Below are 21,706 nucleotides of genomic sequence, written 5' to 3' on the forward strand. Positions count from 1 at the left end.
TTGGAGTCTGGCGGATGGAGTTTTTTGCAGTAGGGTGCGTTCTTCATCCGGGGGAAGCGCACTTCTCGTGCTTAGGCCGGGGTCCTCCGTTTGCGTGGCTTGAAGTTTGAGTGACGATTGCGAAGAAGCGTCGGTCATCGTGCATGAGGTGGCCGAGAACGACCGACTGGATGATGAAGTCGCTCAGGTGGTCGCGTGGCTGTTGCCCGGCCAGAACGGCGCACACCCGGTCCTTCAGCTCGGCAAGAAGGCGCGTGTGTTCGGCGATGTGAGCGTCGAGCTCTTCGTAGCCATGTGCTCGCAGGACAGCCTCTTCGCTGGCAAAATGCTTGGTAACCGCCGCGACGATAGATCGTGCGATGCGATCACAGTCTCCACCGTCAGCACCGCAGGCGAGGTACTTGTTGGCCAGATCGAAGAGCGCGCGGTGTTGTGTATCGATGGTCAGGTGCCCGCAGCTATAGGAGTCGTGCCAAACGAGGGGGGTGGGCGACCGAATCTGCCGACTTGGAGCGCTCTCATCGATAGGAGGCGCTTGAGTCTGAGACGCACGTTTCGCAGCGTACATCCAGTGGTCGGCTTTCTCGAATAGCGTCTCTGCGGTATCGCCCGTGTTCCATTCGGATGCTCCGATGGAGACGCTCAACCGTCCGATCGTCTGCTTTGTGGAGCGCCGGTAGAGCTTACGTTGCGTGATTTGAGTGCTAATTCGTTCGCCCATGGCGAGTGCATCGTGAAGCGATTGCTCAGGCAAAATCGTCGCGAATTCATCGCCGCCGACACGGCATACAAGCTCGCCGTCGCGAACGCTGTCCTGCAACGTTCTGGCGATCAGCCGAAGGATGTCGTCTCCGACGGCGTGGCCGTACGTGTCGTTGAAATCCTTGAAATGGTTCACGTCGATCAGAAGCAGCGACAGCGGTTCGTCCTCGGTCGCTCGCGGCAATGTGCGTGACAAAGTGAGGTCGAATAGCTTCCGGTTGCCGACGCCGGTCAGAGGGTCGGTCATTGCATCCTTGCGGACATCGTCGAGTTGTTGCTGAAGAGCCGCGACTCGTTCCGCGGCCAATTGCAGTTGCTGGACCAGCAGCGCATTCGTTGAACTGATGTGTTCAGTCCACGCGATGATCTTGTCGATCGCGAACCGAGCGCTGCCGCTCGTAGACTCGAGCTGCAGCACATGACCGGCGGTTGCGAGCACGTGTTGGTAATGCGCCGTCGCCGTCGACGCGGTCGTGATCGCGGTGGCGATGCTGGTGGTTTGGTCGCGAACGGACTCGCCGATCGAGTCGATGCGCCCGGCGGTCGAACGAGCGGAGAGGTGGGTTTGGTGGAGCCGTGCGAGATCGCGTGCCGTGGGGCTGCAGGTCTGTGCGGTCAACGCATCAAACGCGGTACTCAATGATTTGTGTGAGCCGAGGAAGTACACAAAAAGGACTTCGTAAATCTCCGGATTGAGAGGCAGATTGAGCTCTGTTGCTTTCTGAATAGCTTTCTGTGAAAGCTGATCTGTCCAAGATCGGTCGAGTGCAGAGTACATTTTAGCCGTTCGCTATTATGCCGAGTGCCAACCGACGCGATGAGTGGTCTGCGAGCCGGCGCGCATGGTGTGATTGCGCGGAGGGTCGGTCCTCATCCCCGGAAATCGGGAGCGTCAGGATCAGATGCTAAGAAGGGGATTGCTGTCGGGAACTTAATGGAAGACGGGTGGAAGCGGGCCCGCTTTGCAATGCGTCTTTTAGAAGTGGCAATCCGTCCCAATCTTTGGGTGCCCAATCGCGGATGGCGTCGCGTTGGATCGGGAATCAGCGCGGTTCATTCGGCCTGTATCGCAGGCAATTGGCGGTGCAGACGTTCGGTTGCGAAAGCCAGAGAGGATTGGTTTACCGGCACAAGCGCGGAACAAAGAGAAGCGCCGATGGCACCACGTCGAGAAAATTGGGAGCGTGAGGGCGATCGTAGCTTGTTTGTCCTAACAGAGTGCTGGACCTAGTCTCCCGGCAATATCGCCACTCAGCGGGCGGGGGCAATGCGCGTTGAGCACCAGGGCGCGAGGAGCGGCGGAGCAGGCTGATGAGCTGATGGGCCATCCCGCAGTGTTGCCGATGTCGAGGCGTCGATCTTTAGGTGACCGTTCCCGTCGTCATCGGATGTGGTCCGATGCGGCCGGGAACGATCCCTGATATGAGCGCCTGATCGGTTCGCCCGATTAGTTGCAGGAAAACCGTTTCACCGAGTGCTTGGTGACGAAACCATAGCCGCAGGTGTCGCAGGTCCACAGATAGCTCACGACGCTTTCGGTGAGATAGGCCGATGCTTCGGCTGCGACCATCGAGTCGGCGCAGACCGGGCAGGTGGGGAGATCGCTGCCGCGTGGTGCGGGACGAGGAACGTTGGTCGACAGGACTTCAGCAATCGCCGGCATCGTGACCTCCTCATCTTCCAAAAGCGTTGGACCTGATTGATTGAATGGCCTGAGAGTTCGAATGAACTGAAACGTCAGGCATGTGTTCGACTGAAGTGATCACCACCTCAGTTGCTCGAACTATACACTAGGAACTCTGACGATGTCGCAACACAAATGCGTTCGTTTTGAGAAATTCGATTCTGCACTGCACGCCTCGCGCGCGCTTTGCTCCCGACATCTCGATTGCGAACGTGCTCGTTAGCGATTCAATTACTATTGCGGCCCGCAAGAGGGCGTGATCAACCGTAAGAAATTCCGTCACAGCTGAGTCTTGTGCGCCGCGATGCGCGGCTTTTGTTCAGCTGTCGCGGAGTGTGCTCGCCGGTCATTCGACGAGTCTCGTCAACGCCTTAAGTCTGCTCAACCTGCCGAGAAAACCGCCATGTCGCAGCCGCCCCGCCGCCCCCGCACGTTGAACGATGCCCGCACCGAGGCGGAGGCCGCCTTCAAGAAGGTCACCGCCAAGCCGGTGGAAGCGCCGCCGAAGCGTCAGGCAGTGCCGGGCGTGAAGGAGATGGTGTCGCTGCGGATTGATCAGGCCGTGCTGGAACACTTCCAGGAGGGCGGCCCGGGCTGGCAGGACCGCATCAACGCCGCGCTGCGCAAGGCCGCCGGCCTCGACGGCTAGCGCGTATTCCGGATCGGGGCCGCGGCGGGCGGCCGCGGTCCGCCGCGCAGATTGAGCAGGTTGCCGGTCAGGATCAGCGCGGCGCCGATCACCGTGTAGGCGTCGAGCCGCTCGCCATACAGCAGCCAGCCCGCGGTTGCCGAGAGCGGCACCCGCAGGAAGTCCATCGGCACCACGATGGTGGCGTCCGCGTAAGTCAGCGCCCGCGCCATGCAGTAGTGCGAGAACGTGCCGCAGAACGCGATGATCACGATCCAGGCCCAGACATAGGCCGACGGCCATTGCCACAGCCACAGCGCCGGCACCAGGCCGGCGGCGCTCTGGATGATCAGCATCCAGAAGATGATCGCGAGCGTGCTCTCGGTGCGGGTCAGCGACTTCATCAGTGTGACCGAAATGCCGAAGCCGACGGCCGCGCCGAGTGCGATCAATTGTCCCGGGTCGACCGACGAGGTGGCGGGACGGACGATCACCACGACGCCGATCAGCCCGAGCACGACCGCGGTGATCTTCCAGACGTTCATGTGTTCGCCGAGGAAGGTCGCGGCCAGGATCGCGATCCAGATCGGCATGGTGAACTCGATCGACACCACCTGGCCGATCGAATCAGTGTCAGCGCGTAGAACCAGCCGATCTGCGCGGCGTAGTGCACCAGGTTGCGGCTCAGATGCGCGAGCGGCCGTGCCGTCGCCATCGCGGTCAGCCCGCCGGCCTTGTGGATCAGCGGGTACAGCATCGCGAAGCCGATCAGCGAGCGCAGTTCCATCACTTGAAACACGCTCAATTCGCGCAGCGTCTCGCGGCCGGCGACGGCGACGATCACCATCAGCGCGAGCCAGCCGGCCATCCACAGCGCGGCCTTCAACATCGAGGGAGAGCGGGTCATCGCGGCGGTTTGGCTCGTTGATGGCGTCGGCGTTTCCTGAGGTCGCTCTATCTTCGACAACGGCAGGCTTGGCAACCGCCGCGCCGCAGAGGCCTGCCTGCGGCCGCTGCGGTTGATTTCCGCCGCCGCTTGTGCGCGCAATTGCCGTCAAAGCGGCGAACAAGCCGGTGACCAAGGGAGGATCGACGATGCGGGTGCTGCAACCGGATGGATGGGCCAAGCCGCGAGGCTTCGCGCACGGCGTCGCCTTCAACGGTCCCGGTCAGTGGCTGGTGCTGGCGGGCCAGACCGGCACCAATGATCAGGGCGAGTACGAATCAGACGATCTCGCCGCGCAAGTCGGCGCCGCGCTGCGCCGCGTGACCCGGCTGCTGGCGGAGGCTGGCGCCGGCCCAGAGCACATCGTACGGCTGACTTGGTATCTCACCAGCCGCGCCGAATACGAGGCCGCTGGGACCGGAATCGGTGCGGCCTGGAAGGAGACGCTGGGCCGGCACTTTCCGCCGTCGACGCTGCTCTATATCGGCGGGCTGGTCGATCCCCGGGCCAAGGTCGAGCTCGAGGTGACGGCGTTCGTGCCGGCGCGGTGACGCAGCCTGGGCGACTTAGCCTTGCGGATGCTTGCCAGCGCGGCCGGTTTCGGCCAATGAGCCGCGAGCTTTTCCAAGGAGTTTCGTTCGATGACCCAGCGCTCGACCTCGGCCGATTTCGTCACCGCCTTCGCCACCGGCTGGCCGGAGGCTCAGCCGGAGGTGATGATTCTGTCGCTGACCACCCAGAAGGGCGTGCAGGACTTCGCCTTGACCAAGGAGCAGGCGCTGCTGGTCGCCAAGACCATCAAGCGCACCGCGACCGCGCTGGCCGCGCCGAAGGCGAGGGCCTGACCGCGCGCCGCGGGAGGGCATTCAAAGGCTCGCCGCGGCAGAGCCTGCCCCCAAACGAAAACCGGGCCCCTTTCGGAGCCCGGTTTGGCAACACAGCTCAGAAGAGCAGTATTGATTAGCCGACGTTGACCGACGACTCGATCGCCGCGGCCTTGCCGTTCCAGTACTTCGAGAACCAGGTGGTGTGCGACAGCACAGCGAAGTGCACCAGGATCGCGATCACGGTGACGCTGCCGAGCAGGAGCGGGAGACCGACGGTCGGCTTCACCACAGTCCAGATACGAGCTTGATTCATATTCTATACTCCTTTGGGCAGCTAATTAGTGCAGCCAGGGCGAGTAAACGTAGGCGAGGAAGTGCGCGACGATCGCGATCGCACCGAAAATGCGGGTGCCATCGATCACGTGCTTGTGGAGCTCTTCGGACTCCTCGACCGTCAGGCCGGTCAGCGTCTTGTCAGCCATTTTGAGACCTCATAATGGGGTTTCTGCGCATCGCCGAGCCGCGTTGCGGCCCTCGATGGCGCGCATAATGACCCGCTCCCCCCGACCGAACATTGAGCCGGCTCAAATTTTCGTGAGCGCTGCGTGATCCGTTGGTCGTAAGGCGGTAGCGAGATGCCGGGTTCGGCCGCTTTATTGTGGACCAGCGGATTGCCAAAAGGCCCTTGGTGCGCGCATTCCCGGTCGAATCGAGCTCACGGAGCGGACGGGTGACGGCGATCGATTTGGGAGCTGCTGGGCCAAGTGACCGTCGACGAAGAGAATAAAGAGCCAGCTCTGGACGAGCCGATCAGTCTTCGATCTGACGAGTAAGGCGCATGGTGAGCGCGGAGGGACTCGAACCCTCGACCCCATGATTAAAAGTCACGTGCTCTACCGGCTGAGCTACGCGCTCACGTGAGGCGCTGTGTAGGGGGCGGGGCCGGCGGGGTCAATACCCGCGGTAACCGCGCCAGCCGCAGCCAAAGCCGAATTGGCTCAAGCCCACAGATATTTATCCAATCTTCCTCGTGCAACCAATCAGCTGGCGCGCACGGCGGCGACGCGCTTACGCGTCGCGGTGAAGTTCGGAGGCGACCTTCTGCGGCGCCGGGATCGGGGTCGGCAGGGCAACGGGGCGCAGGCCGATCAATTCGGCGGTCCGCACCGCGGTCGCGGTCCACCAGCCGAATTGGTTGATTCGCGAGTTCTCCAGAATCGCGATCGCCACCGCCGCCAGGAAGGGCAGGCTCTGCAGCACCAAGACGCCGGCGAAAATATAGATCTCTGTGATCTGGATGTTGCTGTTGGAGACCACCAGGATCGCGGCGCCGATCAGCAGCAGCACGCCGATGACGGCCTCCCAGAACGCCTGGAATTCCACCGACATCATCGTCAAGCCGCCCTTGGAAGTGCGGGCGAAGGCGAGGTGCTCGGTGATCAGGCCCTGGGCGACGGCGCGGGACACCGTCCACTGCACCGACATCGCCGCGATCATCGCCCCCAGCATCTGCGGCACGCCGATCTTCACCCGCAGCCGGTACAGCACCAGGAAGTGCGCCAGCGTGACGATGAAGGAGGCGATGATCGGCAGGGTGAGGATCTTGTCGGGAATCGCGATGTCGGCGAACGCCACGATCGGCACCCAGATCAGGTTGAGGATCGCCACCACCACGCCGAGGCTTTCGGCGCCGAGCCAGTTCAGCCAGCCGAGGCCGAATTCGCGGCGCTGGTCGCGGGAAAGGCGGCTGTTGCCGGGCAGGAACCGGCGCCAGTGCTTCTTGATGATCTGGAAGCCGCCATAGGCCCAGCGATGCCGCTGCTTCTTGAACGCCTCATAGGTGTCCGGCAGCAGGCCGTAGCCGTAGCGGGTGTTGGTGTAGTGGGTGAGCCAGCCGTGCTCCATGATCTCGAGGCCGAGATCGGAGTCCTCGCAGATGGTGTCGCTCGACCAGCCGCCGGCCATGTCCATCGCGGCCCGGCGGATCAGGCACATCGTGCCGTGCACGATGATGCCGTTGTACTCGTTGCGCTGGACCATGCCGATGTCGAAGAACCCGGCATATTCGCCGTTCATGATGTAGTGCATCAGCGAGCGGTCGCCGTCGCGATGCTCCTGCGGCGCCTGCACCAGGCCGACTCGCGGGTCGTCGAAGGCGGGCACCAGGTCCTTCAGCCAGTCCGGGGTCACCACATAGTCGGCGTCGATGATGCCGATGATCTCGGCATCGACCGCGGTGCGCTCCATCGCGATCCGCAGCGCGCCGGCCTTGAAGCCTTTGACCTTCTCGGCGTTGATGAACTTGAAGCGTTCGCCGAGCTCGCGGCAGTGATCCTGGATCGGCTGGGTAAAGGCCGGGTCGGGCGTGTTGTTGATGATCACCACGACTTCGAAGTTCGGGTAATCGAGCCGCGCCAGCGCATCCAGCGTCTGCTTCAGCATCTCCGGCGGTTCAAAATACGCCGGGACGTGAATCGAGACCTTGGGGAAGGTCACCGGTTCGCCCTTGGCGAGCGCGGCGGCGCGCCGGGCTTCCTGGGCGTCCGTGAGGGCGCGGGTGATCAGGCGGCGCGGCTTGCGGCCGAAGGCGACCGCCGAGATTTCCTCGATCCGGGCGAGGGCGATCGCCACCAGCGGCACCAGCAGGATCATGCCGAGCGTCAGCGCGAAGGCTGAACCGAACAGGAAGTAGTGCCCGTTCCAATAGGCGAACACCGTCGCGGCCCAGGCGCCGGCGCCGTGGGCGGCCGCCGACAGCAGTAGCGTCTGCATCGCCGTCGGCGCGGCAAGCTGCAGGATCGGCAGCGACAGCAGGATGCCGACCAGCAACGCGATGCCGGCAAGCTTCCAGTAGTTCGGATCGACCACAGGGCCGGTCCAAGCGAACTTCGGCTGGCGCGAGGCGTCGAGGAAGCCCCAATACGGACCGACGCCGCCTTCGAAGAACTTCCAGGGCTGATCGATCGCTTCAACGATGTTGTATTCCATGCCGATCGAGTCGGCGCGGCTGACGAAGTTGCGCAGCGTCACCGCCTGTTCGAATTGACCGGGCACCGCGGCCTTGCGGTTATAGCCCGCGCTCGGCCAGCCGAATTCGGCAATCACGATGCGCTTGCCGGGGAACGCCTCGCGCAGCTTCTGGTAGATGATCATCGCCTGATCGACCGCCTGCTTGGCGGAGAAGCCTTCCCAGTAAGGCAGGACGTGCGCGGCGATGAAGTCGACCGAGGAGGCGAGCTCGGGGTGCTCGAGCCAGATGTTCCAGATTTCGCCAGAGGTGACCGGCGCTTTGACCTGAGACTTCACGCGCTGGATCAGGCGGGTCAGCCGACGGACGTTGTTTTCGGCCGTGGCCCAGCGCACCGCTTCGTCACGTTTGTCGGCCGGCTGGGCTTCGGCGTCCCGGACCCGCTGGTTCTCTTCGGCCACCAGACGGTAGCGCTCTTCCTCGCTCAGCCCGAGATTTTCCAGCGGGATCTGATCGCCGCGATACACCGTTTCGTTGCCGACCACGATGCCGCTGACATTGGCGTTGTGCTTGGCGAGGTCGATCGCGGCCTGGATCTCGCGCTCGTTGCGGGTAACGTCTTTGTCGATCCAGGCGCCGACATTGACCTTCAGGCCGAACTCATTGGCGATCGGGGGCACCATCTCGGGACCGCCGGTCGACGAATACAGACGGATGGCGCGGGTCTGCGCCGACAGCTTCTTCAGGTCGGAGCGGATCCGCTCAGCGGTCGGGAAGTTGTCGACGTCCGGATGGCCAGAGCCATCGAACGGCGCGTAGGACACGCTCGGTAGCATGCCGGTGAAGTCGGCGGCTTGTTGTTTCTCCCGAAGGAGGCCCCAGAGCCCGGCGTGAGCGGCGGTGACGAAAAGCAGAACGGCGACGACAGCGCGCATCGCGACTAAACCATAAGGGGCCAGTTTGGCAGGTGGACTAACCCGTCCCCGAGGTCTGTCCACATCGTGGGCGCATCACTGTACGGATGCGCCCCGTGTCCAAGCAACTCGGCCGACCCCATGGCGAATTGAGGGCGTCCGGCGACCAAACCCGAGAAAATCCCGAACGTTCCAGCGCGCCGCGGAGTTATTTCGCAGGTGCGGGAGCCGGAGCCGCCGGTTGCTGCGGGGCAGGCGCTTGCGCCGGCTTGGCGGCCGGACCGGGAGGCGTTGCGGCCGCTGCGGCAGGCTGCTGCTGGGCGGTCGGATTGATCCAGCATGCGTGCACGCGTCCGCTGAGACTGTCGGGAGCTTTCGGGTCGATAGGACCAGATCGCACGACACACCTGAATGCCGCCTGAATGTGACCCGTCGGGCAGCCGAAGCGATCGTACATGTCGAGGTGACGGAATGCGGTGTCGAGGTCGTCGCGCCACATCAGCACCACGACGCGGCGGCCGAGCCAGACGCATTCGGGATTGCCGGCGGGGCCGTTGATTGCCTGCGCAGCTTCGGCGAATTCGTCGGTCTTCTTCTGGCTTTCCTTGAGCGCGTCGGCAGTCGACTGAGCCGGCTGATTATTGGCGGCCGCCGGCGGCTTCTGCGTCTGGTCCTGGGCGCGCAGATCACCGCTCTGGGCGATCGCGCCGCCGACGCCGACCGACAGAGCAAGACCGCTCACGGCCAGGCAACGCAGCATCGCGTTCTGGAACTCAAGGAATACTCGTCGCATCGTGTCCCCGATCTCGTTGCCGGGCCATCGCGGCGCCGGTCCATCCACCTGATGCCGCTTGAATTCGTCGCCGATAGGGCGTGGCCCTCGGCAGAATCCCATGACGGACATTTTTGATTTTGTCCAGCAATGGCAGTTCGTCCTTCGGTGCATGGCGACGAATTGATGGCGGAAGAACGTCTGTTGTCGTGGCGGCTGAACGGCGCAGTGCACAAGGCGGCCTTGGCAGATCGGTCGCGAGCGGCTAATCGACGGGACCCTTTTACGACGGACGGAATCGAAATCCTTGCGCACGCCGCTGTTGTTGATCCCGATCTCGTTGGCCATGATCTTCGGTGTGTGGTGGTGGATCGCCACGCCGATCACGCTCGAACGAGCGCCGATCGAAGCCAACTCCAAACTGGAATGCGTCTCTTACGCGCCGTTCCGCGGCGCGCAGACGCCGCTCGATCCGACGACGCATATCGACGCCGAGCAGATCGCGCAGGATATGGCGCAGCTCGCTAAAATCTCGAAGTGCGTTCGTACCTATTCGATCGATAACGGCCTCGACCAGCTGCCGCCGCTCGCCGCCAAGGTCGGGCTGAAGGTGTTGCAGGGCATCTGGCTGTCGAACGACCGCTCGAAGAACCTTGCGCAGATCGCAACCGCGGTCGGACTCACCAAAGCCTATCCGGACGTGATCACAGGTCTGGTGGTCGGCAACGAAGTCTTGCTTCGCGGCGAGATGACGACGGCGGATCTGGCTGCGACTATCCGGCTAGTGAAGGCGCAGGCCAAGGTGCCGGTGACCTATGCGGACGTCTGGGAATACTGGCTGCGTAACCGCGAGATCTACGACGCGGTCGATTTCGTCACGATCCATATCCTGCCGTACTGGGAGGACATGCCGGTTCGCGCCCGCTACGCCGCGAACCACGTCGATGCGATCCGCAAGCAGGTCGCGGTCGCCTTCCCGGGCAAGGAAATCCTGATCGGCGAAACCGGATGGCCGAGCGCCGGCCGGATGCGCGAAGGCGCGTTGCCGTCGCGTGCCAACCAGGCGCGGGTGGTTTCGGAGATTCTCGCTCTCGCCAAGGCGGAGAACTTCCGCGTCAATCTGATCGAAGCCTATGACCAGCCTTGGAAGCGCGACCTTGAAGGCACGGTCGGCGGTTATTGGGGCCTGATCGACGCCGACAACCGTGCCGAGAAGTATCCGGCCGGTGTGCCGATCAGCAACTTCCCGTATTGGAAGCTCGATGCTGCCGCCGGCATGACGCTGAGCGTTCTGGTATTTCTGACCGCAATCCTGACGCTGCGTCGGCGCCCGTGGGCGCCGCGGCTGATCTCCTGGCTGGCGGTCGGCACGTCGGCGACGGTCGCCGGCATCCTGCTCGGTATCGCGGTCGACAAGCTGCTGGTCGAAAGCTACGGCGTCGGGCGCTGGGCGCAGTGGAGCCTGCTGCTCGCCAGCGGCATTTTGACGCCGATCCTCGGCGCGCATGCGTTGATGTCCGGCCGGCCGCTTCCGACCTTCCTGGATCTGTTCGGACCGCGCGAAGACCGGTCGCACTCGTTTGCGACGTGGGCGCTTGGTCTGGCTGTGGCGGTCACCGTGCTGATCGGCGCTCAGACCGCGCTCGGCTTCACCTTCGATCCGCGCTACCGCGACTTCCCGTTCGCGTCGCTGACGATGGCGGTGGTGCCGCTGTTCCTGCTGATGCTGCTGAACCGGCCGCAGCAGGGGCTCCGGCCGATCGCCGAAGCCTCGTTCGCCGGCCTGTTCGCCGTTTGCGCGCTGTACACGGTGTTCAACGAAGGGCCGAAGAACTGGCAGTCGCTGTGGACCTGCGCAGTTTACGCGATGCTCGCGCTCACGCTGTGGCGGGCGCGGGTCGCGCAAACCCCAAAATAAGCAGCCCGATCGCGATCCCCGACAGGCCGATATTGTAAAGTACGATGCCGAGGCCGGCGCAGATCACACCGCCGGTGAGCAGCACGATCGACGGTCGGATGAAGTGCAGCGCCGCGATCACCAACGCGGCGATGCCGAATACCGAATTCTGAAACAGATACGTCATCAGCAATCGGGCTTTGCACAGCATCGAGCGCAAACCTGCGTCGCAGGCCAGAGCCACGGTCGACAGCTCGATCGCGAGGTAACGCAGGTACAGCGCGTAGCCGACGGTCAGGAAACCGACGATCAGCAGGAACTGCACCTGATACGGAGTAAGGCGGAACGGCTTTTTCTTCATAGCGTGATTATGCTGCGCTTCGAGAGGGCGAACAAGCTGACGCGGCGTTCGTGATCGAGGCCGCCCCGAGCTTTTAGCGGATGCCGAGGATCGATGACAGGGTGGCCGGCCGTGGCGGCGGAGGTGCATCCTGCGCTGGTGCCGGCGGAGGCGGCGGCGGTTCGGGCTGCTGCAAGGTCACGCGCTCGCGATGCCGGCGCACCGGGCGTTGCGGCGCCGGTTGGGGTGCGCTCGCAGGCGCTGCCATCGGCAGACGCTGGCCGTCATAGACTGACGCTTCGCAGGACCGGTCCGCACTGCCGAGCGCCGCGCAGACCTTCGCCGCAGCGGCGGCGTCAGCGATCGGACCGGCGACCAGCCGCAACTGGGTGGCGTTGCCGTTTTCCTTGATCATGATGATCGGCTGCAGGCCCTTGAGCGCCTTCTGGGTCTTCGACAGCTTGCGCCACAACCCGCGCAGCCCCTCGACGGTGTTGGCGGCGCCGAGGTCGACGCCGAAGTCGGTGCGCGGCGCCGGCGTCTCGGCGGCAGCCTCGGCGTCCTCGCTGGTCTCTTCGGGCGACGTCGCCGCCTTAGGCTCGAGCAGCTTGGCCGCGCCGGGATCCGGCGGTGCCAAGATCGACCGCGACGGCATCAACGGCGTGGTCGAAATCATCGCCGCCGCGGTCTGCGCCGCGGGCCGCTCTGGCGGTGCCGGCTCCAGCCGCGGTTTGTCGAGCCGAGATCTCTCCTGAGGTTTCTCCGCCACCGCCTTGTCATCCGACGGCTTTTTCGCCTCCACAGCAGCAGGAGCTTGGGCCGCGGCCGGCTCTTCCGGCTTGGCCGGAGCGGGTGCCACTGCAGCGGCTGCAGCGACCGCGGGGGATGATGCCGGGGCGGCCGCGTTGGAAGCAGGCTCGATCGCACCCAGCTTCTTGGCAGGGGCGGCGGGCGTATTCGGCTTGGTTTCGACCGGAGCGACCGGCGGCGCAGGTGGGGGCGTCTCTTTGGTGGGGATCTCCGGCAGGGTTGCGGCCGGTCCCCAACGGTCCATCGGATTGTCGGTCGCGGGTGAGTGCGGCTTGCTGCCGCCCGCCTGCACCCGCGCGATCGAACCTGTGACCGAGTCCAGGCCCTGTTCGAGCGTGCCGACGCGCGCATACAGCCGGTCGCGGTCGGTGTTCAGCGACTCGATCGCCGCGGTGAGCCGGCTGGTGGCCGTCTGAGTGTCCTTGGCGAGGCGCTGGATCATCTGCGACTGCTGAGCGACGTCCGCCGCCGCCGTCTGCTCGCGGCGCCGGTCGGTGACGTTCTGGACCGCCATAACGGCGAGCACGACGGCACCGAGCGAGGCAACCGCCCACGATCCCAGGCGCCACTTGTCCTGGGTGTTGAGCTCTTCTTCATCTGCCAGCAGCCGGGTCAGCCAGCCGCCCGTTTCCTCGGTCGCGAAGCTGTCTGCCAGATCGTCGGTTTTTCTGGCCATCGGATGGTCTCAAAGCCTTGAAGCGCGCAACGCGAATCAGATGCCCAACAGTATCAGGGAATTGCCGTTTTCAGGTGGGCCGCGCTTGCCGCCGGAGCCGCAAACCCGTTTCCCCTTCGTGGCAAAACCCTTTATGAGGGCCGCATCACCAGACCATGGATGTTGAAATGACTGCCAGAAACAGCCTGACGATCGTGCTTGCCGCGGGCGAGGGGACGCGGATGCGATCTTCGCTGCCGAAGGTGCTGAACCCGGTCGCCGGCCGCTCGCTGCTCGCCCACGTGCTGAGCGCGGCGCCGCATGGCGAACGCGACCGGCTCGCGGTGGTGATCGGTCCGGATCATCAGGCGGTCGGCGCCGAGGCCAAACGTGTCCGCTCTGACGCGGCCATCCATATCCAGGCGCAGCGGCTCGGGACCGCGCATGCGGTGCTGGCGGCTCGCGAGGCGATCGCCCAGGGCGCCGACGATCTGCTGATCGCGTTCGGCGACACCCCGCTGATCTCGGCCGAGACGTTCGCCCGTCTGCGCGAGCCGCTGCACAACGGCTCGTCTCTGGTGGTGCTCGGTTTCCGCGCGGCCGATCCGACCGGCTATGGCCGTCTGGTGGTCGAGGACGGCAAGCTGACGGCGATCCGTGAGCAGGCGGACGCCAGCGCCGATGAACTGAAGATCACGCTGTGCAATGCTGGCGTGATGGCGATCGACGGCAAGATCGCGCTCGACGTGCTCGACAAGATCGGCAACGCCAACGCCAAGGGCGAGTACTACCTGACCGATGCGGTCGGGATCGTTCGGGACCTCGGCCTGACCGCCAGCGTGATCGAAACCAGCGAGGACGAGGTCCGCGGCATCAACACCAAGGCGCAGCTCGCCGAGGCCGAGACCGTGATGCAGACCCGCCTGCGCCAGGCGGCGATGGCGGCGGGGGTGACGCTGATCGCGCCGGAGACCGTGTATCTCGCCGCCGACACGACGTTCGGCAAGGATGTGGTAATCGAGCCGTTCGTGGTGATCGGCCCCGGTGTGTCGATTGCCGACGGCGCGGTAATCCACTCGTTCTCCCACCTTTCCGAAGCAAAGATCGGCAGCAAGGCGCAGGTCGGTCCCTATGCGCGGTTGCGGCCGGGAACGTCGCTCGGCGACGGTGCAAAGATCGGTAATTTCGTCGAGACCAAAGCCGCGCAGATCGACGCCGGCGCCAAGGTCAATCACCTGACCTATATCGGTGATGCCCACATCGGCGCGTCGGCCAACATCGGTGCCGGCACCATCACCTGCAATTACGATGGATTCGACAAGCACAAGACCGAAATCGGGGCGGGCGCATTCATCGGCTCGAATTCGTCGCTAGTCGCGCCGGTCAAGATCGGTACCGGCGCCTATGTTGGCTCGGGTTCGGTGATCACCAAGGACGTGCCGGACGACGCGTTGGCAGTCGAGCGCAACGTGCAGACCGCCAAGGACGGCTGGGCCAAGCGCTTCCGGGACGCCAAGTCGCGGCATCGCAAGCCGAAGGCGCATTGAAGCCGCCGGTTTGGCTTAACCTTGTGTCAAATCGCAATAATTGTTGACTACCAAGGCTTTCACAGAAGCCGCTAGAAGTCGGGAGCGTCGGCAGGTCGCCCGGCGAACTGGGGATTATTCAACCGCATGTGCGGCATCATCGGAATTCTGGGACGTGGACCGGTTGCTGAGCAGCTGGTCGATTCGCTGAAGCGGCTCGAGTACCGAGGTTATGACTCGGCCGGGGTCGCAACGCTCGAAGACGGCGAGCTCATGCGCCGCCGGGCCGAAGGCAAGCTGAGAAATCTCGAAGCGGTATTGCAGCGGCAGCCGCTCGCCGGCCATGTCGGGATCGGGCACACCCGGTGGGCGACCCACGGCAAACCCAACGAGGCCAATGCGCACCCGCATGCGGCGTCGGGCGTCGCGGTCGTGCATAACGGCATCATCGAGAACTTCCGCGAGCTGCGTGACGAGCTCGAAGGTGGCGGTGCCACCTTCGCCAGCGAGACCGACACCGAAGTCGTGGCGCATCTGGTCAATTCGTTTCTGGCCAAGGGGCTGTCGCCGCAGGACGCGGTGAAGGCAGCGCTGCCGCGGCTGCGCGGCGCATTCGCGCTGGCCTTCGTGTTCAAGGGCTACGACGATCTGATGATCGGCGCCCGCAAGGGTTCGCCGCTGGCGATCGGCTATGGCGATGGCGAGATGTATCTCGGCTCGGACGCGATCGCGCTGGCGCCGCTCACTGATGACATCAGCTATCTCGACGACGGCGATTGGGTGGTGCTGACCCACACCAGCGCCGAAGTCCGCGATGCCAAGGGCGACGTCGTCAAGCGCGACGTGATGAAGTCGGGCGCCTCGTCGTTTGTGGTCGATAAGGCCAACTATCGCCACTTCATGGCCAAGGAGATCCACGAGCAGCCGGAAGTGGTCGGCCACACGCTGGCGCGCTATCTCGACATGGCGAGCGAGCGGATCGCGCTGCCGATGAAGCTGCCGTTCGACTTCAAGGATGTGAAGCATCTGTCGATCACCGCTTGCGGCACGGCGAACTACGCCGGCTATGTCGCCAAGTACTGGTTCGAACGTTTTGCGCGGCTGCCGGTCGAGATCGATATCGCGTCGGAATTCCGCTACCGCGAAGCGCCGCTGCGCAGCGGCGATCTGGCGGTTTTCATCTCGCAGTCGGGCGAAACCGCCGACACGCTGGCGGCGCTGCGCTACGCCAAGGAGCAGGGGCTGCACACGCTGTCGGTGGTCAACGTGCCGACCTCGACCATTGCCCGCGAGAGCGAAGTGGTGATGCCGACCCTGGCCGGCCCCGAGATCGGCGTCGCCTCGACCAAGGCGTTCACCTGCCAGCTCACGGCTTTGGCGGCACTGGCGATCGCGGCGGGACGGGCGCGCGGTACCTTGACTGATGACGACGAAGCCAAGCTGGTGCACGGCCTGATCGAATTGCCCCGCCTGATGGCTGCGGCACTGACCCACGAGCCGCAGATCGAGCGGCTGGCGCGCGACATCTCCAAAGCCCAGGACGTGCTCTATCTCGGCCGCGGTACGTCGTATCCGCTGGCGCTGGAGGGCGCGCTGAAGCTCAAGGAAATCTCCTACATCCACGCCGAGGGCTATGCCGCCGGCGAGCTCAAGCACGGCCCGATCGCACTGATCGACGAGAAGATGCCGGTGGTGGTGATCGCGCCGTATGACCGGGTGTTCGAAAAGACTGTCTCCAACATGCAGGAGGTCGCGGCCCGCGGCGGCCGGATCATCCTGATGACCGACGCCAAGGGCGCCGAGGAGGCGACCGTCGAGTCGATGGTGACGATCGTGATGCCGGACATGCCCTCGGCGTTCACCCCGATGGTCTATGCCATCCCGGTGCAACTGCTCGCCTACCACACCGCCGTGGTGATGGGCACCGACGTCGACCAGCCGCGCAATCTGGCGAAGTCGGTCACGGTGGAATAGGGCGTTCACACGCCCAGCGGCCCCTCGGCGCGAAGCGTTCGCAAGGATCTGCCGAGGCATCCGGCAAGTTGTCGCGGCCGGCCGGCTGTCCACACCCGGCCGGTTGTTGGCGGCTGCCGAAGCCCTTATATCTGGCGGCGTTGGCAGAACGCCGAAGTGCCGCGATCGAGCCTGGCCGGGTCGGATCGATCGCTTATCCCCAGGGCGCTCTGCTACAGTGAACTTCGCGTCGGGGCTTCGGCCGCGACATCCGTAGCACCGACCTGGACTGCCGATGACCGACCAGCTTCCGACCCCGACCGGTGATCTTCCGCCGGACCCGCCGCGCGGCGTGATGGGGCGTCTCCGCAATTACTTCCTGACCGGCCTGATCGTGGCAGGCCCGGTGGCGATCACGTTCTACCTGACCTGGTGGTTCGTGAACTGGGTCGATGGCTTCGTGCGTCCGTTGGTTCCGCCGGATTACCGCCCCGAGACCTATCTGCCGTTTGCTGTGCCGGGCTCCGGCCTGGTCGTGGCGTTCGTCGCCCTGACTTTGCTCGGTTTCCTCACCGCCAACCTGATCGGCCGCAGCCTGGTCGATCTCGGCGAGCGGCTGCTCGGCCGGATGCCGGTGGTGCGGGCGATCTACCGCGGCCTGAAGCAGGTGTTCGAGACGCTGTTCTCGGGCAACGGCAACAGCCTTCGAAAAGTGGGCCTGGTCGAGTTCCCACAGCCGGGGATGTGGTCGATCGTGCTGATCTCGCTGCCGCCGAACCAGGAAGTCGCGACCAAGATCCCGAGCCAGGACGAGCACATCTCGGTGTTCCTGCCGTGCGCGCCGAACCCAACCACCGGCTTCTTCTTCTACGTCCCGCGCAGCAAAGTGATCCCGGTCGACATGAGTGCCGAGGAGGCCGCGACGCTGATCATGTCGGCGGGCGTGGTGCAGCCGGGTTCCGATCCGCAGAAGAAGATCGCAGCGCTGGCAGCGACCGCGCTGGCCGCCAAGAAGGTCCGCGAACCCGGAGAGCCGGAATCGGCGTTCTCGCGCCGCCGCGTCACCAAGGCGCCCGACAAGGTCGATTAAGCTGGCGTCCGGCGGATGGGGTGACTGCGCGTTCGGGGGCGCGTCAAGGTGAGCAGATCGCCTTATTGACACCTCTGTCGCAGGACTGCGGTCACTCCGCGTGCATCATCAACGCCTCGCCGAGAAACAAGACCGCGCCGTCGGCGGACTCGTGATCGGCAAGGCAGAGGTCCAGCGGGATGCGCCTTTCTCCGCCTTCGCTCAAGGACAGCTCGACGAGATCGCCGCGTTCCAGGTCGCCTTGGATCGAGTGACGAGGCAGCCAGCTGTAGCCGAGCCCCTCGCGGACGACGCCGAGCGCGGAGTCGATCGTGCTCATGTGCCACGCTTTGCCGCCGGTCTGCCCCTTCGTGGGAGCTGACAATTCGAGATCCCGAATCTCGATCCGTAAGTGTCTCGCCAAGGTCGCCCGGCTGATCGGGCGGGTGCGATGCGCGAGGGGATGGCCCTTCGCGGCGACGGCAATGAGGTCGACATCCGCTACGCGTTTGCCATACCGCGCGCCAATCACCGGCTGGGCGATCGCGATGTCGTAAGTTCTGTCGGTCGGCTCCGGCATCGGCAGGCGGACCGCTTCACGGAGACGAACATCGACGTGCGGATGGACCTCGGCCAGGCGGCGTAAGGCGGCCAGCAGCCTGGGTTTTGGAAAGACGCTGTCGACCAAAAGCCGGAGCACTACGCGCTCGCCATGCCCCACAGCCGACGCCCTTTGTTCGATGCGCAGAAAATCGTCGATGAGGGGTTCGACTTCGGCCAGAAGCGCTCGGCCCGCCTCCGTGAGGACAGCTCGGCGACCTTCGATTTGAAGAAGCTGAACGCCCGCCGCGTGCTGCAGGTTGGTGATGGCGTAGCTGATCGACGATTGACTCCGATGCAGCGTCTCGGCCGCTTGCGCGTAGGTGCCGAGTTCGACGACCGCTCTCAATATGGCCCATTGCTCGACCGTCGTTTTTGGCACCTGGGCCACGGTCGCCTCCATCGTTCGGATTATTAGATCATAATGCACCGAAATGAAGATTTTTCATTCGATTTTTCAGATGCAATGATCCGGCAAATGCAAACAGGAGCACGATATGTCTCAGGTCAGTGAATCCCTTCATCCCGCCGAACTGGTAGATTTTGTCGGAAGCCATTTGATTTACACGTATGACAATGGCTGGCAGTACGAGCTCTACGTGAAGAACGAGAACACGATCGATTACCGGATTCACAGCGGTATGGTCGGCGGACGTTGGGTGCGCGACCAGTTCGCCCACATCGTCCGGCTGGGCGAGGGCATCTACAAGATTTCCTGGGACGAACCGACGGGAACTTGCGTCAGCGTTGCCGTCAATCTGCCCAAGCGCAAACTGCACGGCGTGATCTTCTTCCCGGATTGGATCGCGCGAGATCCCAAGAAGACGGTTTGTTTTCAGAACGATCATCTCGATGCGATGCGCGCCTATCGAGATGCCGGACCGACCTATCCCAAGCTGGTGATCGACGAATTCGCCACGATTACCTTCATGGAGCGGCGTGACCGCGACGATCAAAGCGTTATCGACTGCCCGCCGGAGAAATTGCCGTCCGGCTATGCCGATCGCCGCAACTGAACAACTGAACCTATGACGCCGGCGCTCGAGTCTGATTTTCGTAATCGGGTCGAGCGTCGTGCACGCGGGGCTGCTCACCCAACTCCCGAGATGGCCCTCTAACCGGCTCCCAGCAGCGGGATCGCTTCGTCGCGTTCGTAGAGATACAGCAGGCAGCGTAGCGCCTCGCCGGACGGGCCTTCGAGCTTGGGGTTGTCCTTCAAAATCCGCAGCGCTTCGTCGCGCGCCTGGGTGATGAGCTGGGCATGGACTTCGGAGCGGGCGATCCGGTAGCCGGGCAGGCCGCTCTGCCGGGTGCCGAGCACATCGCCTTCGCCGCGCAGCTTGAGATCTTCCTCGGCGATCCGAAAACCGTCGGTGGTGTCCCGGATCACCCGCAGGCGCGCCGCCGACAGCTCGCCCAGCGGCTCGCGATACAGCAGCAAGCACGTCGACGCCTCGCTGCCGCGGCCGACCCGGCCGCGCAGCTGATGCAGTTGTGCCAGACCGAACCGTTCGGCGTTTTCGATCACCATGATGGTGGCTTCGGGGACGTCGACACCGACCTCGACCACCGTGGTCGCGACCAACACGCTGATCTCGCCGCGCGCGAACTGGCCCATCACCAGGTCCTTGTCGCTGCCGCGCATCCGTCCATGCACCAAGCCGACCTGATGATCGCCGAACCGTTGCAGCAGCGATTCGAAGCGTTGCTCGGCGTCGGTGAGTTTGACGTTCTCGGATTCCTCGACCAGCGGGCAGATCCAGTAAACCCGCTTGCCGGCGGCAATCGCGCGACCGATGCCGTCGATTACTTCCGGCAGCCGCGTATCGGACAGCGTACGGGTGTCGATCGGCTGGCGGCCGGCGGGCTTCTCGCGGAGTTCCGAAACGTCCATGTCGCCGAAGTAAGTCAGCACCAGCGTCCGCGGAATCGGCGTTGCGCTGAGCACCAGCACGTCGACATCGGCGCCCTTGCTGGTCAGCGCCAGGCGCTCGCGCACGCCGAAACGGTGCTGCTCGTCGATGACCGCCAGCGCCAGAGATTTGTAGATCACGTCGTCCTGGATCAGCGCGTGTGTGCCGACCAAAAAATCGATCTCGCCGCTTTCGAGCCGCGCCAAGATCTCGCGGCGCTCTTTGCCTTTCTCGCGGCCGGTGAGGATCGCGACCTGCATCCCGGCGCGTTCGGCCAGCGGCGCGATGGTCTTGATGTGCTGCCGGGCGAGGATTTCGGTCGGCGCCATCAGCGCCGCCTGCTTGCCGGCTTCTGCGACCGCCGCTGCGGCCAGCAGCGCCACCACGGTCTTGCCGCTTCCGACGTCGCCCTGCAGCAGCCGCAGCATCCGCACCGGCTGGCGCAGATCTTCGGCGATCGCCGCCGCGGCCTGCTGCTGGGAGGCGGTCAGCGCATAAGGCAGCGCGTCGATGATCTTGTGGCGCAGCCGACCGTCGCCGGCGTTGCGGCTGCCGGCCGGGCGGCGGAGCTGCGCCCGCACCAGCGCCAAAGCAAGCTGCCCGGCGAGCAGTTCGTCATAAGCGAGCCGCGACCAATACGGCCCATCGGGCAGAATGTCGGTCGGCTGATCCGGGATGTGGACGTGCTTCAGCGCTTCGGCGAACGAGGGAAACCGGCAGCGCCGCAGCACCTCGGGGCTGATCCATTCCGGCAGCGCCGGCAGCTTGGTCAGTGCCTGCGCCACCGCCCGGCGCAGCGAGCCGATCGCCAGCCCCTCGGTCAGCGGATAGACCGGATCGATCTGCGGCAGCTTGGCGAAGGCCTCTTCGTCGACGACCCGGTCCGGGTGGACGATCTGCAGCGTGCCGTCGTAGAGCTGGCCGGTGCCCGAGACGTAGCGCTTGGCGCCGACCGGCAGCAGCTTCTGCACATGGTCCGGCTTGGCGCGGAAGAACGTCAGCACCACGTCGCCGGTGTCGTCGCCGGCATAGACCAGATACGGCGCGCGCGAGCGGCCCGGCGGGGGCGCGCGGTGGCGATCGACCGTCACCTCCAGGGTCACCACCGTTCCCGGCACCGCGTCGCGAATTTTCGGCCGGGCGCGCCGGTCGATCACGCTGCTCGGCAGATGCAGCAGCAGATCGGCCAGCCGCGGGGTGTCGTCGCGGTCCAGCAGATAGCGGAACAGCTTGTCCTGTTTCGGTCCGACGCCGGTCAGGCTGGTGACCGGGGCGAACAGCGGATTGAGCAGAGCAGGGCGCATCGAACCAAGCGGGTGGATGGGCGGTTGCCCGCAGGGTTGGCTGCATTTGCGGCCGATTGCAATGCGCCAGTGCGGGCTGACAGCGGCGATCCCGGTCGCTATATCAGGGCCGCCCGGCACGTCCGGGCTTTTGGCGTT

The 21,706-nt window shown here is 64.5% G+C and carries 18 protein-coding genes, 1 tRNA gene and 1 pseudogene; 8 read left to right on the plus strand and 12 right to left on the minus strand.

The genetic code is table 11. The annotated features are described in order from the left end of the window. Window positions 1-43: 43 nt before the first annotated feature. Complete coding sequence (locus RPPS3_RS13615; protein WP_107344584.1) at window positions 44-1,540, minus strand: diguanylate cyclase domain-containing protein; 1,497 nt, start codon at window positions 1,538-1,540, stop codon at window positions 44-46. Window positions 1,541-2,209: 669 nt separating this feature from the next. Next, window positions 2,210-2,425, minus strand: a complete 216-nt coding sequence (locus RPPS3_RS13620) for a hypothetical protein (RefSeq protein ID WP_013502561.1) — start codon at window positions 2,423-2,425, stop codon at window positions 2,210-2,212. Between the two features lie 424 nt (window positions 2,426-2,849). Here RPPS3_RS13620 and RPPS3_RS13625 point away from each other — a divergent pair, with 424 nt between their 5' ends. Then, the gene (locus tag RPPS3_RS13625; protein WP_107344585.1) at window positions 2,850-3,095 is read left to right on the plus strand and encodes a BrnA antitoxin family protein; all 246 of its coding nucleotides are present in this window, start codon (window positions 2,850-2,852) and stop codon (window positions 3,093-3,095) included. On the opposite strand, the pseudogene RPPS3_RS13630 reads toward RPPS3_RS13625, so the two are convergent. Further along, window positions 3,092-3,981 (minus strand): annotated as a pseudogene (locus RPPS3_RS13630) (DMT family transporter). The gene RPPS3_RS13625 and the pseudogene RPPS3_RS13630 overlap by 4 nt on opposite strands. Before the next feature lie 188 nt (window positions 3,982-4,169). Between RPPS3_RS13630 and RPPS3_RS13635 the strand changes: the two are divergent. Further along, on the plus strand, window positions 4,170-4,571 hold the full coding sequence (locus tag RPPS3_RS13635) for a RidA family protein (protein WP_107346594.1): 402 nt from the start codon (window positions 4,170-4,172) through the stop codon (window positions 4,569-4,571). 90 nt (window positions 4,572-4,661) lie between these two features. Continuing rightward, complete coding sequence (locus RPPS3_RS13640) at window positions 4,662-4,865, plus strand: hypothetical protein (protein ID WP_011158202.1); 204 nt, start codon at window positions 4,662-4,664, stop codon at window positions 4,863-4,865. Window positions 4,866-4,980: 115 nt separating this feature from the next. Here RPPS3_RS13640 and RPPS3_RS13645 read toward each other — a convergent pair whose 3' ends face one another. From RPPS3_RS13645 to RPPS3_RS13665, 5 genes are all read right to left on the minus strand, one after another. Further along, window positions 4,981-5,160 carry a light-harvesting protein gene (locus RPPS3_RS13645; protein ID WP_011158203.1) on the minus strand — a complete coding sequence of 60 codons (180 nt, stop codon included), beginning with the start codon at window positions 5,158-5,160 and terminating at the stop codon, window positions 4,981-4,983. Between the two features lie 25 nt (window positions 5,161-5,185). Next, window positions 5,186-5,329, minus strand: a complete 144-nt coding sequence (gene pufB / locus RPPS3_RS13650) for a light-harvesting antenna LH1, beta subunit (RefSeq protein WP_011158204.1) — start codon at window positions 5,327-5,329, stop codon at window positions 5,186-5,188. Between the two features lie 357 nt (window positions 5,330-5,686). Next, a tRNA-Lys gene (locus tag RPPS3_RS13655) sits at window positions 5,687-5,762 on the minus strand. Between the two features lie 153 nt (window positions 5,763-5,915). Beyond that, the gene (locus tag RPPS3_RS13660; protein WP_107344586.1) at window positions 5,916-8,750 is read right to left on the minus strand and encodes a glycosyltransferase; all 2,835 of its coding nucleotides are present in this window, start codon (window positions 8,748-8,750) and stop codon (window positions 5,916-5,918) included. 187 nt (window positions 8,751-8,937) lie between these two features. Next, complete coding sequence (locus tag RPPS3_RS13665; protein ID WP_107346595.1) at window positions 8,938-9,522, minus strand: beta-1-3, beta-1-6-glucan biosynthesis protein; 585 nt, start codon at window positions 9,520-9,522, stop codon at window positions 8,938-8,940. A 325-nt stretch (window positions 9,523-9,847) separates the two neighbouring features. Here RPPS3_RS13665 and RPPS3_RS13670 point away from each other — a divergent pair, with 325 nt between their 5' ends. Next, the gene (locus RPPS3_RS13670; protein ID WP_234819954.1) at window positions 9,848-11,419 is read left to right on the plus strand and encodes a beta-(1-6) glucans synthase; all 1,572 of its coding nucleotides are present in this window, start codon (window positions 9,848-9,850) and stop codon (window positions 11,417-11,419) included. Here the strand turns inward: RPPS3_RS13670 and RPPS3_RS13675 are convergent. Then, window positions 11,379-11,759, minus strand: coding sequence for a hypothetical protein (locus RPPS3_RS13675; protein WP_107344588.1), 381 nt, complete (start codon window positions 11,757-11,759; stop codon window positions 11,379-11,381). The genes RPPS3_RS13670 and RPPS3_RS13675 overlap by 41 nt on opposite strands. Before the next feature lie 73 nt (window positions 11,760-11,832). Continuing rightward, on the minus strand, window positions 11,833-13,224 hold the full coding sequence (locus tag RPPS3_RS13680; protein WP_107344589.1) for an SPOR domain-containing protein: 1,392 nt from the start codon (window positions 13,222-13,224) through the stop codon (window positions 11,833-11,835). 167 nt (window positions 13,225-13,391) lie between these two features. Here RPPS3_RS13680 and glmU point away from each other — a divergent pair, with 167 nt between their 5' ends. The 3 genes from glmU to RPPS3_RS13695 all read left to right on the plus strand — a co-directional run bounded on the left by glmU (window position 13,392) and on the right by RPPS3_RS13695 (window position 17,772). Then, window positions 13,392-14,750 (plus strand): bifunctional UDP-N-acetylglucosamine diphosphorylase/glucosamine-1-phosphate N-acetyltransferase GlmU, encoded by a 1,359-nt coding sequence (glmU, locus tag RPPS3_RS13685; protein WP_107344590.1) that lies wholly within the window; start codon window positions 13,392-13,394, stop codon window positions 14,748-14,750. A 126-nt stretch (window positions 14,751-14,876) separates the two neighbouring features. Then, entirely contained in the window at window positions 14,877-16,703 is a 1,827-nt protein-coding gene (glmS, locus tag RPPS3_RS13690; protein ID WP_107344591.1) for a glutamine--fructose-6-phosphate transaminase (isomerizing), read from the plus strand. Window positions 16,704-16,977: 274 nt separating this feature from the next. Beyond that, window positions 16,978-17,772, plus strand: coding sequence for a DUF502 domain-containing protein (locus RPPS3_RS13695; protein ID WP_107344592.1), 795 nt, complete (start codon window positions 16,978-16,980; stop codon window positions 17,770-17,772). 91 nt (window positions 17,773-17,863) lie between these two features. Here RPPS3_RS13695 and RPPS3_RS13700 read toward each other — a convergent pair whose 3' ends face one another. Then, window positions 17,864-18,754 carry a LysR family transcriptional regulator gene (locus RPPS3_RS13700; RefSeq protein WP_107344593.1) on the minus strand — a complete coding sequence of 297 codons (891 nt, stop codon included), beginning with the start codon at window positions 18,752-18,754 and terminating at the stop codon, window positions 17,864-17,866. A 94-nt stretch (window positions 18,755-18,848) separates the two neighbouring features. On the opposite strand from RPPS3_RS13700, the gene RPPS3_RS13705 reads away from it, so the two are divergent. Beyond that, on the plus strand, window positions 18,849-19,367 hold the full coding sequence (locus RPPS3_RS13705; RefSeq protein ID WP_107344594.1) for a phenolic acid decarboxylase: 519 nt from the start codon (window positions 18,849-18,851) through the stop codon (window positions 19,365-19,367). Window positions 19,368-19,465: 98 nt separating this feature from the next. Here RPPS3_RS13705 and recG read toward each other — a convergent pair whose 3' ends face one another. Further along, window positions 19,466-21,568 (minus strand): ATP-dependent DNA helicase RecG, encoded by a 2,103-nt coding sequence (gene recG, locus RPPS3_RS13710; protein WP_107344595.1) that lies wholly within the window; start codon window positions 21,566-21,568, stop codon window positions 19,466-19,468. Between the last annotated feature and the right edge of the window lie 138 nt (window positions 21,569-21,706).

The organism is Rhodopseudomonas palustris (assembly GCF_003031265.1).
In the GTDB taxonomy this organism is placed as follows: Bacteria; Pseudomonadota; Alphaproteobacteria; order Rhizobiales; family Xanthobacteraceae; genus Rhodopseudomonas; species Rhodopseudomonas palustris_H.

What these genes read in the sequence shown, in the direction of transcription:
- RPPS3_RS13615 (WP_107344584.1), bottom strand. Translation starts at nt 1,540, where the DNA reads ATGTACTCTGCACTCGACCGATCTTGGACAGATCAGCTTTCACAGAAA.
- RPPS3_RS13620 (WP_013502561.1), bottom strand. Translation starts at nt 2,425, where the DNA reads ATGCCGGCGATTGCTGAAGTCCTGTCGACCAACGTTCCTCGTCCCGCA.
- RPPS3_RS13625 (WP_107344585.1), top strand. Translation starts at nt 2,850, where the DNA reads ATGTCGCAGCCGCCCCGCCGCCCCCGCACGTTGAACGATGCCCGCACC.
- RPPS3_RS13635 (WP_107346594.1), top strand. Translation starts at nt 4,170, where the DNA reads ATGCGGGTGCTGCAACCGGATGGATGGGCCAAGCCGCGAGGCTTCGCG.
- RPPS3_RS13640 (WP_011158202.1), top strand. Translation starts at nt 4,662, where the DNA reads ATGACCCAGCGCTCGACCTCGGCCGATTTCGTCACCGCCTTCGCCACC.
- RPPS3_RS13645 (WP_011158203.1), bottom strand. Translation starts at nt 5,160, where the DNA reads ATGAATCAAGCTCGTATCTGGACTGTGGTGAAGCCGACCGTCGGTCTC.
- pufB (WP_011158204.1), bottom strand. Translation starts at nt 5,329, where the DNA reads ATGGCTGACAAGACGCTGACCGGCCTGACGGTCGAGGAGTCCGAAGAG.
- RPPS3_RS13660 (WP_107344586.1), bottom strand. Translation starts at nt 8,750, where the DNA reads ATGCGCGCTGTCGTCGCCGTTCTGCTTTTCGTCACCGCCGCTCACGCC.
- RPPS3_RS13665 (WP_107346595.1), bottom strand. Translation starts at nt 9,522, where the DNA reads ATGCGACGAGTATTCCTTGAGTTCCAGAACGCGATGCTGCGTTGCCTG.
- RPPS3_RS13670 (WP_234819954.1), top strand. Translation starts at nt 9,848, where the DNA reads ATGATCTTCGGTGTGTGGTGGTGGATCGCCACGCCGATCACGCTCGAA.
- RPPS3_RS13675 (WP_107344588.1), bottom strand. Translation starts at nt 11,759, where the DNA reads ATGAAGAAAAAGCCGTTCCGCCTTACTCCGTATCAGGTGCAGTTCCTG.
- RPPS3_RS13680 (WP_107344589.1), bottom strand. Translation starts at nt 13,224, where the DNA reads ATGGCCAGAAAAACCGACGATCTGGCAGACAGCTTCGCGACCGAGGAA.
- glmU (WP_107344590.1), top strand. Translation starts at nt 13,392, where the DNA reads ATGACTGCCAGAAACAGCCTGACGATCGTGCTTGCCGCGGGCGAGGGG.
- glmS (WP_107344591.1), top strand. Translation starts at nt 14,877, where the DNA reads ATGTGCGGCATCATCGGAATTCTGGGACGTGGACCGGTTGCTGAGCAG.
- RPPS3_RS13695 (WP_107344592.1), top strand. Translation starts at nt 16,978, where the DNA reads ATGACCGACCAGCTTCCGACCCCGACCGGTGATCTTCCGCCGGACCCG.
- RPPS3_RS13700 (WP_107344593.1), bottom strand. Translation starts at nt 18,754, where the DNA reads ATGGAGGCGACCGTGGCCCAGGTGCCAAAAACGACGGTCGAGCAATGG.
- RPPS3_RS13705 (WP_107344594.1), top strand. Translation starts at nt 18,849, where the DNA reads ATGTCTCAGGTCAGTGAATCCCTTCATCCCGCCGAACTGGTAGATTTT.
- recG (WP_107344595.1), bottom strand. Translation starts at nt 21,568, where the DNA reads ATGCGCCCTGCTCTGCTCAATCCGCTGTTCGCCCCGGTCACCAGCCTG.